This is a genomic window from Psychrobacter immobilis, assembly GCF_003148585.1.
GTDB classification, from domain to species: Bacteria; Pseudomonadota; Gammaproteobacteria; order Pseudomonadales; family Moraxellaceae; genus Psychrobacter; species Psychrobacter immobilis.
In genome coordinates, this window is sequence record NZ_QGGM01000010.1 from 1 (window position 1) to 15936 (window position 15936).

Consider the following 15936-nt stretch of genomic DNA (forward strand, 5'->3'; position numbering starts at 1 on the left):
CGATTGCTACTCGCTATGACAAGTTAGCCTGTCATTTCCTCAGTGCGATTCATTTAGTTTCTTGTGTCATTTGGCTTAATTGATGACACGCCCTAGTATGCCACACGTTATTTTAATTTTTATGAGCGACTGAATATTATGCCCCAATCCACTAAGCCTGTTAAGAATTACGCCCTACCCGACCATTTATTGGATTTACTCGGACAGTATTTACAAGAGCAAGTCACGCCCACTATCGAAATTGATCCTGCACAGCTCGCCTATCGCTGGGTCGGTGGTCATAATGGACATTTGGAGCCATTGGCAGTGAACTTATTTTTAAGTTTAGATGATTTGCATGGTATCGATACGCAAAAGGCAAAACTGGTACAAAACACACGGCAATTTCTAAAGGGCTATCCTGCCAATCATGTCTTAATGACAGGGACACGTGGTGCTGGCAAATCATCGCTGATTCGGGCATTGCTACAAGCCTATCATAGTGAGGGACTGCGCATTATTGAAATTGCCCGTGATGACTTGCGAGTGCTTGATAAGATACGTGCCGCCATTAATGCGTTGCCAGCGGATTGTGGCTGTCATTATGTGGTGTACTGTGATGACTTGGCGTTTAACGGTCAAGATGAAAGTTATCGGACATTAAAAAGCGTATTGGACGGCTCGCTAGACTCAGAGCAAGACAAGCTACTGGTCTATGCGACCAGTAATCGCCGTCATCTATTGCCTCAGCTAATGAAAGACAATGTCAATATTTATAACGGTCAAACCGATGAGGTCAATCCTTATGAAACCATTGATGAGACGGTATCGCTGTCTGATCGCTTTGGGCTTTGGTTGTCCTTTCATCCAATGGATCAAAATACCTATTTACACATCGTGCGCCATTATTTATCACTTTCGCCAAACCGCCATCTAGATAATGCGAATGACGTTAAAGAAAGTAATAATGAAGAAAAAAATAAGACGCTACCTGATAACATCAGAGCAGCAGCGTTGCGCTGGGCATCAGAGCGCGGTGGACGTTCAGGACGTGTGGCATATCAGTTTAGCCGCTACTGGATAGGACAGACACGATTAGCAGCTGAAGACAATCCATTGTAAAGCTTCATTAAAAGTTATGTTTATGATGACGCTCAGTGCTTAACGACCGCGTGCAGAACCCAAATATTGTACGCGGTTATTTTCGTTAATACCTGCCAAGTCAACGGCACCATCGACCATATATTGGTCAAAATCGGCTGCCAACCATAAATTACCTTGATAAACACTTTCGGCATCCAAGCGAATATGCGCCATGTTGGGCGTGCTGCTATTAGGATTATCAAAGCTTTGATAACGAGCGCTGAAGTGAGTCAAAATTAGATTATTTACGCCACTTTTTTCCACAAAACCCGCCACCGATTGCGCACTACTATGCATTGGATCAAACTCTGGATTTTTGCCTTGAATTTTAGTCAATACCTCGTGCGTATATGTCGCTTCATGCACCAATAAATCCGTATCAACCAACGCCGCAGTGAGAGACGCTGGCGTATCGTTATCACCAGCCACCACTACTCGCGTTCGTGATAGGTCATCATTGACATAATCTAATGCACATAATTGCTGACCCTCTTCAGTGATGACATCATGACCTTGCTGCAATTTACCCCATAGCGCGCTTGCAGGAATACCTTGCGCCAGCAGTTTGTCCGTATCAAGCGTGCGATGATGGATAGTCTGCGTGATACCAAATGCATGAGAAGCAACCCGATGTGCTAGCAACGTGATATCAATATCAAGCTGATGCTGGTCGCTTAATCGGATATTTACCTTGTTTGTATCACTTTGCTCAGACAGTACCTCTTCAATGGCTACAAAATTGAGAGCAAAAGGTAAATACAAATCCGTGGTTAAGGTAATAGCTTTAAGCAATGTCTTGATTGCTTTTGGGGCAATCAGCGTCAATGGCTCACAGCGTCCTGACATGGCGGCACTTGCCAGCAGTCCTGGCAGACCATAACAATGATCGCCATGCACATGGGTAATACAAATCGCTTGGAGCTGATGCAAAGACAGTTTGGTATGCAATAGCTGCTGCTGCGTGCCTTCACCGCAATCTATCAGTAGCCATGGACGCGATTTTTTATTTTGATTGGCATTCTGTGGTTGATTGCCTTGCTGGGCGCCAGATAAATAAGGATCCAGACATTCAATCGCCAGTGCGGTCACATTGCGCTGTTTGGTTGGCACACCGGCAGAGGTACCCAAAAAAGTCAGCTTCAACATAGATTACCTCTCTTACACATGATACTTATCTGCTATGACAATTGGCACATCATGGTTTTTTGCGCTGCAACCATCTGCCCACCATTGGCGGTACATTCACTGACCATATTGGACTCATAAGATTTCCAGCCGCCATAAAAGCTGGCAACACATAGAATCACTACGAGCAATTTTTGTGACCATGCTTTAATGGATACCTGCTGATGGTTCACATTGTCAGCGGTAGTATCAAGCGCGGGCTTAGCAGCAATGCCAGTATCGACATCAGTATGCTTGTTATGCGATTTATTTAAGTCTGTCATTTCTTATCCTAAAAAAGGTTTTGTCTATGAATAAACAAAACCCTTCGTTTTAATATTAAATCAGTCATTTATGAACGATTGAATGCGCCGCGTTTAGAACTGCAAACGACCACCCTTTTCTTCTGCACGCTTAAAGGCATCACGCTCTTCACAGCGTTTTAGCCAAATTAAGATATTGGCATATTTACTGCTATCTAATCCTGTACCAGCATTGGCACCCACAACCGCAAGATGCATTTGGATATCAGCGGCACTAAATTCAGCCCCTGCAAACCAATGATTGTCTTGCAAATGCTGCTCCATCATGGCCAATATAGCATCTAGACTTTTGCTTATCATATTTTTTTCGACTTGATTTCGTATGCTTTTGCTCACAGGCTTGATCAGCATGGGCGACTGCTCAACCACTTTGGTAAATACCAAACGCATGACCAATGGCGGCATCACTGATGCTTCAGCGAAATGCAACCAAAACGTGTAAGCCTCCCACGCCGCTTCATTATCATCCGCAGGCTTGAACTGTTTCTCGCTATCATAATGCTTCAACAAGTATTCGATTATGAACCCTGATTCGATGAGCACACGGTCATTTACTTCTAACATGGGTGCATGACCGAGCGGATGTATTTTTTTTAAACTGTCAGGCGCACGGTATGCTTTATTGCGCTCATAGCACGTCAATTGATAATCGACGCCAAGTTCTTCTAACAGCCAAATAATACGAAATGAGCGCGAATTTGCTAAATGATGAAGGTGTAACATAAACCATCCTAGTTATAATGTGAATAAGTTATCGCGTGAATAAGTCATGATATGTATAGTTGGTGCCACGCATTCCATTAATAAACGTTATTAAGCGTGGCAGCAATGCTATCGATAATAGCGTAATTAATGCCTCTTTAACACAGAAACTGTGTAGAGTAATGACGAAAAACACTGCCTGCTAAGTCAAGTCTATATCGACTTGCTGGCAGGCGCTACTTTGAATGCAGCTCTTCAATTTTGCGTGTCATCTTATGTATTTTTTGCTGATACTTTCTAATTTTTCGGAAACGATGCGCGGTTAATACACCTTTAATACGGCGGTTTTTCAGACGGCGACGTGGCGGGAAGCTACCCACTTGTGGCTCATTATAACCATGCAAGCGGTCATCACGCTTACGTGCCAAGTAACCAAGCGCACTATCCACAATCATCATCAACAGCGCGACAAAAATCATGCCGTACATAAATAAAGAGCCGCCCTCATCGATACTTTGATGCAAAATCGTGATGGAAAATACAAATAAAAATATCGGCTCAAGGTAGCATAAGGTGCCAAATAATGAGACGGGCAGCTTTTGACTGGCAACCATGGTCAATGACATCGCAGCCGTACTGATAATGCCTAATAGTGGCAACAGATACCAAAACTTATCGGTAGATATTGCCAGCGCAAACCCGCCATTGAGATATAAAGCAATCAACACCACCGGCGTCAATAAAACAAGGTCAGAGATAAGCCCTGTGATCGGCGGCACTGCCAATTTACGACGCAGTAGATAATAAGGCGGATAACCCAAGCAAACAAATAAAGTCGCCCAAGAAATACTGCCGTACTGAAAGACGTCATAAGCAATACCTGCACCTGCACAAATGGTGGCAATCCATTGTAACAAGCTCATGTCTTCGCTATAAAAAAACCGACCAACCATAATCATAATCATTGGATATAAAAAGTAACCCAATGTCACCTCAAGCCCCAAATCATTGACAGGTGCCCACATAAATATCCAGATTTGCGCGCCCAATATTGGTGTGGGTATGATAAATAAAAACCATTCTTTTGGCGTCTTTAGGGTTTTTAAATAATCAAAAATATGCTGCCACTGCTTAAGCACACTAATCAGCAGCACCAGACTCAATAGCATCATCAATACGCGCCAAGAAGCGACTTGAGTCCCTGACAACGGCTGCATCAATAGACCAAATAAGAATAGCAATGAATATAAAAAATTTGCTGCCACTGCGGCGATGGTACCTTGCGACGTTTGATTCGTGGTAAGCATAACGACAACCTTGAAAAATGAGCGCACGTCCTTGGCAATTTTAGAAAAAAACAAAAGCCTCCGACGCGGACGTCGAAGGCTTTTTGATCTATAAACTCTGTTATCTACAACATAATCATATAAGATTGAGATAAATACTTGGAAGATATCGTGTTTATCTTATGGTCAGTATTATGTCAAAGTCAGAATAGATAAGCAATACACCCGCTTTACTAAAGCGTTCACCTACCCATTCAGCATCTTACTTTGCACTCAACTGCTCGATTTTTTGCTGTATTCTATCCATCTTTTTTTGATAGCGCCGAATCTTACGAAAACGATGCGCGGTTAAAACCCCATCAATACGCTGATCTATGAAACGACGACGTGGCGGAAACCCGCCCACTTGTGGCTCTCGATAACCATGCAAATGATTATCACGGCGGCGCTTAAGATAACCTTTTATACTATCAGCAATCATCACCAGTAATGCCAAACTTACCATACCATACATGAACAAAGAGCCGCCCTCATCGAGGCTTTGACTTAGAACAGTGATGGATAAAACAAACAGCAGCATAGGTTCGACATAGCTTAGCGCCCCAAATAATGATACAGGTAATTTGCTACTGGCAATCATGGTTAAGGACATCGCCAGCGCACTAAAGGCTCCTAGCAGTGGTAATAAATACCAGAACTTGATGTCCTGTGCTGCCGTACTAAAGCCGCCGCTAAAATACAACATAATGAGCACTACTGGGGTTAACAGAGCCAAATCAGACAACAGCCCTGTGATAGGCGGCACAGCCAGTTTACGCCGCAATAGATAATAGGGTGGATAGCCCAAGCACACAAACAACGTTACCCAAGATACTGAGCCATATTGAAAGATATCATAGCCAATACCTAAGGCTGCACATAGCGCGGCCACCCACTGCAACGCACTCATATGCTCGTGATAAAAGAAACGGCCAAGCACTATCATCACCAGCGGTAACAGAAAATAGCCCAAGGTAACATCTAGCCCAAAGCCATTGACCGGTGCCCACATAAATAGCCAAATTTGACCACCCAAAATCGGTGTGGGCAAAATAAATATCAGCCACTCTTTCGGAGTTTTTAAGGTTTTCAAATAATCAAAAACGTGTTGCCATTGCTTGGTAAAACTGACCAACAATAGCAAACTTAGCAGCATCATGAGCACGCGCCATGAGGCTACCTGCGTACCTGTCAAAGGCAGCATAAATAGCCCAAACACAAACATCATCGAAAATAAAAAGCTCGATGATATCGAAGCAAGGGTTCCTTGAAAAGTTTGATTGGTCGAGAGCATAACAACAGCCTTAAAAAATAGAACTTTATGGGCATTATTTATAAAAAATTAGAGCAGCAGAAACTTAGGGCGTGTCATCAATGAGATTGTGAGGCTTAAAATGAGAAAAATTGTAGATAAACAAGGAAGCAATTGCCGTTAATGTGAACATATTGACAAAATTGCTGACGATGTTTAGCAAAATTTAGCCATTTTAAGACCACTAAACGTACTAATGTGCTAATTGATGACACGCCCTAAAGGCAGACTCTAACAATAGATGACGTACAGAAAAAAATAAAAGCCTCCGACGATAACGTCAGAGGCTTTTTATAGAACAATCATATAAGACTAGATCAAAAAGCTAACTACTGAGACATTTATTCGTCGTCTGCGTTTTCACCGTCTGTACTGTCAACATCCATAACGTCATTCGTTGCTGTGTTGCCAGTCGCTGCATCGATATCTATCTGCTCTTGACCTGCCACATCAAATGTACCATCTTCTCTCATGGCATCAACCAGCTCATCGTCACCTTCTTCATGCTCAACACGCGCCATAGCGACCAGCTTCTCGTCTTTTGATAGACGAATCAGCGTCACACCTTGCGTATTACGACCAGAGCTAGCGACATGCTCAACGGGCGTACGAACCAACGTACCTTTGTCAGAGATTAAAATAATATCGTCTGTAGAGTCAACCTTAGTGGCTCTTACTAGCGCACCATTACGCTCACTGGTTTTGATAGCAATTACACCGCCGCCGCCACGATTTTGGGTATTGAACTCATCGATAAAGGTACGTTTACCAAAGCCGTTTTCACAAGCAATAAGGATTTCGCGGACATCATCTTCGATCACAACCAATGATCTTATCGACTCATTAGCCGCCAAACGCATACCACGGACACCTTTAGCCGTACGACCCATCACACGAGCATCATTTTCATCAAAACGAATGGCTTTACCACTGGATGCAAACAACATCACTTCTTGGCTACCATTAGTGATACGAGCACTGACCAGCTTATCGCCCTCTTCTAGTCCAACCGCAATCAAGCCGTTCGAGCGAATATTGGCAAACTGCTTAAGCTCTACCCGCTTCACCGTACCATTGGCAGTTGCAAAGAACACAAAAGGTGGCTCTGCTTGCGTGATAGCGTCTAATGAATCATCATCCCCATCTATTAGAGCATCTGTTAACGCGTCACCTTTTACCGATAATTCTTCCACTATTTTTGGAATTGGCAGTATCGTAGTGACGGTTTCATCAGGATTTAAGCCAATTAAATTCACTAGTGGACGACCACGAGCACCGCGACTGGCAATCGGCACTTCAAAACCACGTAAGCTAAAGACACGACCGCTATCCGTGAAGCACAATACGGTAGCATGCGTTGAGGTCACCACCAAATGATCAATCACATCATCTTCTTTCATTGCGGTTGCAGACTTACCTTTACCGCCACGTTTTTGTGCGACATAATCGTCAATCGGCTGAGTTTTTGCATAACCTGTACGCGAGACCGTCATGACAACCGTCTGTTCAGGAATCAAATCTTCACGGTTAAAGTCAGTACGTGAGTCAATAATATCGGTACGGCGCTCATCACCAAAGTTATCACGAATCTCAATCATCTCATTGGAGATAATGGTCATTAGCTTATCAAAATCACCAAGAATAGACTCTAAATGAGCGATTTCACGTAGCAAATCTTGGTATTCTTCGGTCAATTTGTCTTGCTCAAGACCCGTTAGACGATGCAACTGCATATCTAAAATCGCGTTGACCTGCTCAAGTGATAAGCGATAACGTTCTTCGCCCTCAATCAAGCCAAATGGTGCTTTAGGATCTTCGCCTTCGATATAGTCAGGACGCACAGATTGGCTACCAGCAGCGGTCAGCATCGCCACCACGCTACCTGAACCCCACGTGTTATTTAGTAGGCTTTCACGTGCCAAACCGCGGTTTGCAGAGGCTTTAATTGTTGCAATAATCTCGTCGATATTGGCTAATGCAACGGTCAAACCTTCGAGCAAATGACCACGTACGCGCGCTTTGTTTAACTCATAAATCGTACGGCGTGTCACCACTTCTTGGCGATGACGTACAAAGGCGGCAATCAGCTGACGCAAAGTCAGTAATTTCGGCTGACCATTATCGAGCGCCACCATATTGATACTAAAGCTTGATTCGAGCGGCGTTTGCAAGAACAAGTTATTAACGATAACTTCAGCTGTCTCACCACGACGCAAATCAATGGCGATACGCATGCCATCTTTGTCAGACTCGTCACGAATCTCGCTAATACCTTCAATCTTTTTATCACGTACGAGTTCTGCGATACGCTCAATCATTTTGGCTTTATTAGATTGATAAGGTACTTCGGTAAACACAATACGCTCACGATCGCGGTTGACACCCGTATCACTCATGGCTTCAATATGATAGCGACCACGTATGTGCAAACGACCTTTACCCGTGCGATAAGCATCTAAAATACCAGCGCGACCATAAATGATACCGCCTGTAGGAAAGTCAGGACCTGAGATGTGTGACATCAACTCTTCAGCTGATACTTGTGGGTTTTCGGCATAAGCCAAACAAGCATTAATCACTTCTGTCAGGTTGTGCGGCGCCATATTAGTCGCCATACCAACGGCAATACCAGTCGCACCATTGATTAGTAAGTTTGGAACACGCGCTGGCATGACGCTAGGCATACGCTCAGAACCATCGTAGTTGTCTTCCCAATCAACCGTGTCTTTGTCTAAATCAGCAAGCATCTGATGCGTCAGTTTGGTCATACGTACTTCGGTATAACGCATGGCAGCCGGAGGATCATCATCGATCGAACCAAAGTTACCTTGACCGTCAACCATCGGATAACGCAAACTAAAATCCTGCGCCATCCGCACAATGGCATCATAGACCGCACTATCGCCATGTGGGTGATATTTACCAATGACATCGCCGACGACACGTGCAGACTTCTTATATGGCTTATTATAGTCGTTAGATAGCACGTGCATGGCGTACATCACACGGCGGTGTACAGGTTTGAACCCATCACGCACATCAGGCAGCGCACGCGAGACAATCACGCTCATCGCATAATCCAGATAGGATTGCTTTAGTTCCTCTACGATGCCAATAGGACTGACCGATTCGCTCATATACACTCCTTCACTCACATTGTTTTTCTAATGTTGACACGTTTGTTCAAGATACTCATGGGTTATACAAAAATATAGCTGCATCAATGCGCAGCTACTATCAGAATAGTGACCCTAAAAAAGCACTGTCAAAGGTGCAAAACAATAGGAAAATAGTGATACGGTTTTTGTTAAAAATAATGTTCAATTAAAGAAGCTATTTTAGCACAAATTTGCTGATTTAGGGGCGTCTGGCTGTTATTAAAATTAAGCAAAACAGCTGATTAGCGGTTTTTTTCACTCTAATAACAAGGGTAAAAACAACTTTAACGACATACTTGTTTTGATTGACTGATTTTGCCGTTTTTGCAAACAAATTTACCATCTTTTGAGCAGTGAGATACGCCGCCCATTTTGCCCGAACAAGGTGTATTCTTAGCCTGTGCTTGACTGATCGGAGCTATGATAAAGACACAGGCAATTAGTGATAATATTATCGATTTCATATCTTTCTCTTATTGAGGATTAAATGATATTCATGAAAAAACTGCATCCAGTGGATACAGTTTTTTCGATAGTCAGGCTATTTTTTATGGTTAAAATGACCTCTATTAAGCAGGTTTAAATTCCTGATTAAAGAACTCACGTGTGGCTTGCGTACAAGCCGTACTGACCAGACCGCCGTGATAGTTGCCCAATACAGCAACGCTTGCAGGTATGCCTTGCTGTGCTCCTGCATCTACTACGCGTTGAAGATTTTGAACAAAGTTACTTTGAACACTTGCTACTACAGAATTAATATTCCATTGGTTCATGGACGCCTGTCCAATAAGTTGAACATTAGAATTATCAGGACGATCATTAGCTGTCGTCGCATCAACATCTAATACTGTCACGTTAACGGTAAGGGCTGGATTTTGTGCGACACTCCCTTGAATAATAGCAGCCATTGAACTGGTATTTAGGTCATAAAAAACCGTTGGATCTTGATTGCCACCACATAGCAGAGTTGGCATTTTTGGTACATACCCACGTAGATCATTGGCTTTTAAGGCTTTTCGTAAGTTGTTTTGTGGATTGGCTGCTGGTAATGCTCCTGTCATCGCGATTAGGCTATCAGGGTTCTGTAATGCATCTGCGACATAAGCGGTACGGAAGTCTGTTTTGATCAGATAGTTATCATCCGCGAAGCCAATAGAGGCAAAGGGAACGGTAGGCGCTGGTAGAAGATCAAGCGTAGGATTGTTTTCAGGATCTTTTTCAAACAGCGCATTATCAGGCAGTTTATTAGCAGCGACCAACTCACCAAAGCTCAATAAACTTGGTAATTGTGTGTCTGCATAATTGGCAGTGAATATATCAGCAGTACTGTTATAGACATTGCCATACGCATTTTGGAGACCAGATGCCAGTAGCGGTGCAAAACGCGATGCGCCGATATTGACGTTACCCGAAAATATTGCATCACCAAACGCTGCTAGTGCATAAGGCCCTGATAAAGGTGCAATGGCAGTGACAGGCTCATCATTTTTCTCGAACATTCTTGCAGTTGCCATCGCCACATGCCCACCCTGAGAGTAACCACTGATGAATAACTTACCAGAGTCATCAAGGTTGGTGTAGTCAGGATCATTAGCGCGCTGTTGTCTTGCAATGATGGTACGGGCACTGTCTAATGCATCAGCCATGTCAGTGGCTTGTTGTTCAGCCACAAGGTATGGATGGTAATCAAGATCAGACTCATCATAACCAGCATAGTTTGGTGCAACGACGATGTAGCCTTGAGCCGCAAAGTTGGCAGCGATTAATGTCGCCTCACCAGCTGCTGGGTTTTGAGGATTGGCGACTTGACTAAAATCGTAGCCTTTATCCGTAGTTGTGCCATGGGCATACAGTAAGATAGGTCGATCGCCTTGACAGTCAGCACTGTCGCCACTTGGTAGCATCAAAGCTGCTGTCGCGTTGGTACGCTCACCCGCTGCCCCTACTGTCGGATAGCTAACTTTTTCGATTTTGATATCGCATTTGGCATCAGGGGTTGCCGTACCATCAAGACCGAACTGGGTATTTATTTGCGCGGTGTTAAATGAGCTGATTGATTTAACTGACGTCGCAGAGTCAGAGCCTATGACAGCATCAAAATCATTGTCATCGCCACAACCGACCAGCAGCAAGCTACTAGCAATAGCGACGGATAATAGGCAGCGCAGCATCACAGGCTTGCCCGTCGTAATGGATACTGATTGATGGGTACTGCTAGATGATTTGTTATTTATAGCGGTAGTAGATTTAGATACGATCATGGTTGCTGTCCTTAGCGGTGGTAGATCAGACGTTTGCTGAGAGTCCTTGACAATAAAAAATTTCAGTATGGCAGACTCTTTTTATCGATTGTTTTTTATTGAATACAGTGAAGTATCAGATATTTTCAATAAAACTTACTCAATAATTGTTTCTTAAACCTTACTACTTATACCGTAAAATATTGTGAAAAGCTACTGGGAAACAGGTATTTAATAGCATATTTAACGCTCTGGTAAAGCTAGTATTGGTGTCAAACCTAGCTTAGATTTTGTCTTTGTTGTACGATGTTTCAAAATACCACCCTAATACAGATAGCGCTTTATGCAAACCAATAGTGAAAGTACCAAAGAACATGTCAACCAATCGGTTGATCTGACACAACCAAGCGACGCATCAGGTGATATACGTGCCGATCGTAGCTTCGATGCGATTACGGATCATTTTGAAAAAAAGGTCTACGGTGGCTTAAAAGGCGATATTCGATTGGCGGTGCTACGCCGTGATATCTTTGAATATAGCGCGCAAATGAGTGAAAGCCTTGGGCGACCTTTACGTATTTTGGATGTGGGTGCAGGGCTGGCACAGATTGCAATAGAGCTTGCAGCTCAAGGTCATAAATTGGTCATCAATGATATCTCAGCCAATATGCTAGAAAAAGCGAAAGCGAGTGCCGCGCAGATAGACGAAGACCTGAATATCACATGGTACGTTTGCCCCTATCAGGAGCTGCCAGAAAAGTTGGGTACAGAAAATAGTGAAAAGTTTGATTTAATCATGTGTCATGCGCTGCTTGAATGGTTGGCAGAGCCCGCTGCGGTGATGGACTTTTTTGATCAGCAATTAACGGATAAGGGTGCACTATCTTTATGCTTTTATAACCCAGCAAGCTTTGATTATCGCAACCTAATCATGGGGAACTTCAACTTACTCGATAATACAGAATATAAGGCGGATAACAAAAAAAGCCTCACACCCAACCATCCTGTTGCCAAAGAAGAAGTCGAATCTTGGTTGACTGCGCATCATTATCAGATCATACGCACCAGTGGTCTGCGCGTATTCCATGATTATGCCCCGCTTAAGCGTGGTGGACACAATGACCCAGATGCCGTGATACGCATGGAGCTGCGCTACTCGCAATTAGAGCCGTATAAATGGTTGGGACGTTATTTGCACATATTGGCGACACGATAAGCGTAAGTGCAAGCCGCTGTTGTTTGACGTAAACATAAATTAATATAGTCGCCGCAGTTTAAAGTAGATACAAGGCAGCCAAGCGTCAATAGCATGCTGTGTGCATGTCGCGAGGTTAATACTCTAATCACTTATAAATGCTGCGACTATTCTGTCTCGTCAACTCTCTCTGACCTATCATACTCTGACCAAGTCGTCGCATTGATGTCTTTTTCATCAAATACCACGACATGCTCTAGGATAGGTAAAATACCAATCTGCGATCCAATCTCGTGATTATGGTGACTGGCGACTAAAGACAGTACCGTTTGCCCGTCGTCAAGTTGCAAGCGATATAAATAGTTGGCACCGCGAAATACGCGTCCAACGACTAAAGCGGTTTGTGTGCTCTCATCGTCATGAATGATATCATCAGGGCGCACCAGCACCTTAATCGGTGTGCCGTTAGGATAATCGTACTCGCAATACTGTGGATACCCTGACTCATCGTACACTTCCATACGTCGATAGATATCGCCTAATGCCGTCTCAACATGGCCTTCTTTGATGATGCCATCTATCATCGCACCTTCGCCGACAAACTCAGCGACAAAAGGACTGATTGGCTCATGATATAGCTCGCTTGGGGTTGCCCACTGTACCAGTTTACCTTTATGCATCACCCCCACTTTATCAGCCAGTGCAAAAGCTTCGTTTTGATCATGAGTGACCAGTATTGCCGTGGTATTGGTGCGTTTAAGAATATCACGAACATTCATTGCCAATGATTCACGTAGCACCACATCTAGATTAGAAAACGGCTCATCGAGTAGCAATAATTTCGGCTTTGGCGCTAATGCACGGGCTAATGCCACCCGCTGCTGCTGACCACCTGACAGCTCATTTGGACGTTTGTCAGCATGCTCAGACAATTCAACCAGCTCTAGCATCTCAGCGACACGGGCCTTTTTGTCAGCAGCCGACCATTTATTCAGACCAAAAGCGATGTTTTTTGCCACGCTCAAATGCCCAAACAACGCATAGTCCTGAAACACCATACCCATACCGCGTTTGGCGGGTGCGACTGCATACGAGTTACGGTCAGTTTTATCAGTAAGACATTGATTGTTTAAGAGAACCGTACCATCACGGCTTTGTTCCAGCCCTGCAATCGCTCTTAGTGCCGTGGTCTTGCCGCAGCCGCTATAGCCCAAAAAGCAACCAATCTCGCCTTGCTTCAATTGCAATGACAAACCATTGACGATAATCGTATCGTCATAACCGACGATTAAATCTTGCACACTAAAATAAGGACTAGTAGCCGTAGCTGCCTCAGTATTTGTCTCAACATCTTGGCTAAAAGCACTGCTTTTTTCTAAAGACTTACTAGGCTGGGCGGGCGACGTCTTAATTTGAGCAACTGGTAATTTTTTTATATGCTCCAGTCTTGCCTTGGCCTTTATTGACTTGGCATTGATTGATTTAGAGTCTGCTGAGCCTTTCATTGAATCAGTGTACATAGACGGTACCAGTTAGCTATTAGTAAATAAAACCCATAGATAAAACAGTGAAAACAATCATAAAATGGAGCGTCATCGGATAATGCAGATTCACTCTAAAAACACCTTAACCTTGCTTATCGCTTTGACGCAATAATATCCAAACAGGCAGCAGCCCAACCAGCACAATCAATAAACTGGGCAACGCAGCTCGTCCCCACATGCCTTCACTGGTCATCTCAAACACCCGCACCGCCAGCGTATCCCAGCCTTGACGACGCGTCATTAACGTAATCGGCATCTCTTTCATGACTTCAACAAACCCCATCAACAGTCCTGTCAATATTCCCGGACTAATAACAGGCAACATCACTTGCCGCCAGCGCTGGTAAGTACTGTCACTCAGTAATTTGGCGGCCGCTTCTTGATTGACCGTTAGTCGCTGTAGCTGTCGATCAACTGGCTGAAAACTCACCGTCATAAAACGCGTCGATAATGCCAATAGCATCACTATCACACTGCCTGATAGCACTTGCTGCGTGGTAATCCCAAAGGCAATCATTTGGTTGTCTAGCCAAGCAATTGGTATAAAGATGCCCACTGCCAATACTGTACCCGGCACCACATAACCCAAATTTGCCAAAGTAGTCATGAGCTTGGTCAATTTATCAGGATACTGCCGCTTAATCCACGCAATGATAATCGCCAAAAAGGCAATAAAAATCGTGGTCATGCTAGCAATCATGAGGCTGTTGGTCACAAAATCAATATAGCGCGCATCGAAATCTTGGCGAAAGTTCAATGCCGTCCAGTAGATGAGCTGCAAAAGTGGGATTAAAAAAGCGCCAGCAAATACCAAGGTACATAGCAATGTCATACCCAATTTCGCAGGCGTGCTGGCATCAAAACGCTGACTGCTGCCTTGAGTCACGTTATTGCCGCGCTTGGTTTGCCAATACTGCTCAAACAATACCACAATAAAGATCACACCGATGAGCAAAGCCGCCAATTGTGCCGCAGTGGTCAAACTAAAGAAGCCAAACCATGCTTTGTAAATAGCCGTGGTAAAGGTATCAACATTAAAGACTGACACGGCACCAAAGTCTGCCAAGGTTTCCATACTGGCAAGCAATAATCCGCCAATAATCCACGGCAATGCTTGTGGTAATGCCAACCGAAAAAACACGCGGCTACGGCTTAAGCCCAGCATTTGTCCTGCTTCAATCGCTCGCCTGCCTTGCGATAAGAACGCTTGACGCGCCAACAAATAGACATAGGGATAAAATGCTAGGGACAATACCAAACCTGCTCCCCAGACATTACGGATCGAAGGAATCGCTACATCAAAGCCTAGGTCGCGCAGACCTGTCTGTAATGGTCCACTAAAATCAACAATACCAATAGTGACAAACGCCAATACATAGGCAGGTATCGCCAGCGGTAACATCAGCGCCCACGAAAAAAACCGCTGTCCAGGGAAGCGGTACATACTGGTTACCCAAGCAAGCGCGGTGCCAATAGTGCCAGACACAACCGTTACCATCAGCAATAAAATTGCGGTATTTTTAAGCACTTGCGGCAGCACATAATCTGCCATGTGCGTCCAGATATCAGCAATTGGCTGCGTCCAAGATAGCAACACAATCAAAATTGGCAAAAGCATAAACGACGAAATCAGTCCTAAGACTGATTTTGAGATAATACGTTTACGGACGGCGTGGTCTTGGCTGACAGTCTGCTTTCCATCAATATTATGATTATCCATATTGTTGGCATTAGCACTATCATTGACTGTATCGTTTTGACGTACAGACGCGTCTGGCGTTTTGATCATATCATTATTACCGTGTCATACGCATAAAGACCTTATAACATTATACCAAACTCAAAAATACG

At 44.0% G+C, this 15936-nt stretch carries 12 protein-coding genes and 1 pseudogene; 3 read left to right on the plus strand and 10 right to left on the minus strand.

Translation table 11 applies throughout. The features are described 5' to 3' along the window. Positions 1 to 83 (plus strand): annotated as a pseudogene (locus C8D84_RS08910) (IS5/IS1182 family transposase); the annotation flags it as partial. 55 nt (positions 84 to 138) lie between these two features. After that, positions 139 to 1101, plus strand: a complete 963-nt coding sequence (locus tag C8D84_RS08915; protein ID WP_109591564.1) for an ATP-binding protein — start codon at positions 139 to 141, stop codon at positions 1099 to 1101. A gap of 39 nt (positions 1102 to 1140) precedes the next feature. Here the strand turns inward: C8D84_RS08915 and C8D84_RS08920 are convergent, their stop codons facing one another. The 8 genes from C8D84_RS08920 to C8D84_RS08955 all read right to left on the minus strand — a co-directional run bounded on the left by C8D84_RS08920 (position 1141) and on the right by C8D84_RS08955 (position 11367). Then, positions 1141 to 2268: a ribonuclease Z gene (locus C8D84_RS08920; protein ID WP_109591566.1), complete on the minus strand. Its 1128-nt coding sequence runs from the start codon at positions 2266 to 2268 to the stop codon at positions 1141 to 1143. 32 nt (positions 2269 to 2300) lie between these two features. Then, on the minus strand, positions 2301 to 2570 hold the full coding sequence (locus C8D84_RS08925; protein ID WP_060490674.1) for a hypothetical protein: 270 nt from the start codon (positions 2568 to 2570) through the stop codon (positions 2301 to 2303). 93 nt (positions 2571 to 2663) lie between these two features. Then, entirely contained in the window at positions 2664 to 3332 is a 669-nt protein-coding gene (locus tag C8D84_RS08930) for a glutathione S-transferase (protein WP_045444962.1), read from the minus strand. 215 nt (positions 3333 to 3547) lie between these two features. After that, complete coding sequence (gene rarD / locus C8D84_RS08935; protein ID WP_109591568.1) at positions 3548 to 4618, minus strand: EamA family transporter RarD; 1071 nt, start codon at positions 4616 to 4618, stop codon at positions 3548 to 3550. A gap of 241 nt (positions 4619 to 4859) precedes the next feature. After that, the gene (rarD, locus tag C8D84_RS08940) at positions 4860 to 5930 is read right to left on the minus strand and encodes an EamA family transporter RarD (RefSeq protein ID WP_060490672.1); all 1071 of its coding nucleotides are present in this window, start codon (positions 5928 to 5930) and stop codon (positions 4860 to 4862) included. 359 nt (positions 5931 to 6289) lie between these two features. Continuing rightward, entirely contained in the window at positions 6290 to 9085 is a 2796-nt protein-coding gene (gyrA, locus tag C8D84_RS08945; protein WP_109591570.1) for a DNA gyrase subunit A, read from the minus strand. Positions 9086 to 9390: 305 nt separating this feature from the next. Then, positions 9391 to 9570 carry a YdcA family protein gene (locus C8D84_RS08950; protein ID WP_087814632.1) on the minus strand — a complete coding sequence of 60 codons (180 nt, stop codon included), beginning with the start codon at positions 9568 to 9570 and terminating at the stop codon, positions 9391 to 9393. Positions 9571 to 9675: 105 nt separating this feature from the next. Next, positions 9676 to 11367 carry an alpha/beta hydrolase family protein gene (locus tag C8D84_RS08955; protein WP_109591572.1) on the minus strand — a complete coding sequence of 564 codons (1692 nt, stop codon included), beginning with the start codon at positions 11365 to 11367 and terminating at the stop codon, positions 9676 to 9678. A 322-nt stretch (positions 11368 to 11689) separates the two neighbouring features. Here C8D84_RS08955 and C8D84_RS08960 point away from each other — a divergent pair, with 322 nt between their 5' ends. After that, positions 11690 to 12562 (plus strand): methyltransferase domain-containing protein, encoded by an 873-nt coding sequence (locus C8D84_RS08960; RefSeq protein ID WP_109591574.1) that lies wholly within the window; start codon positions 11690 to 11692, stop codon positions 12560 to 12562. Positions 12563 to 12708: 146 nt separating this feature from the next. Here C8D84_RS08960 and C8D84_RS08965 read toward each other — a convergent pair whose 3' ends face one another. After that, entirely contained in the window at positions 12709 to 14061 is a 1353-nt protein-coding gene (locus tag C8D84_RS08965) for an ABC transporter ATP-binding protein (protein ID WP_211181249.1), read from the minus strand. Positions 14062 to 14167: 106 nt separating this feature from the next. After that, on the minus strand, positions 14168 to 15874 hold the full coding sequence (locus C8D84_RS08970; protein ID WP_109591576.1) for an ABC transporter permease: 1707 nt from the start codon (positions 15872 to 15874) through the stop codon (positions 14168 to 14170). Positions 15875 to 15936: the final 62 nt, after the last annotated feature.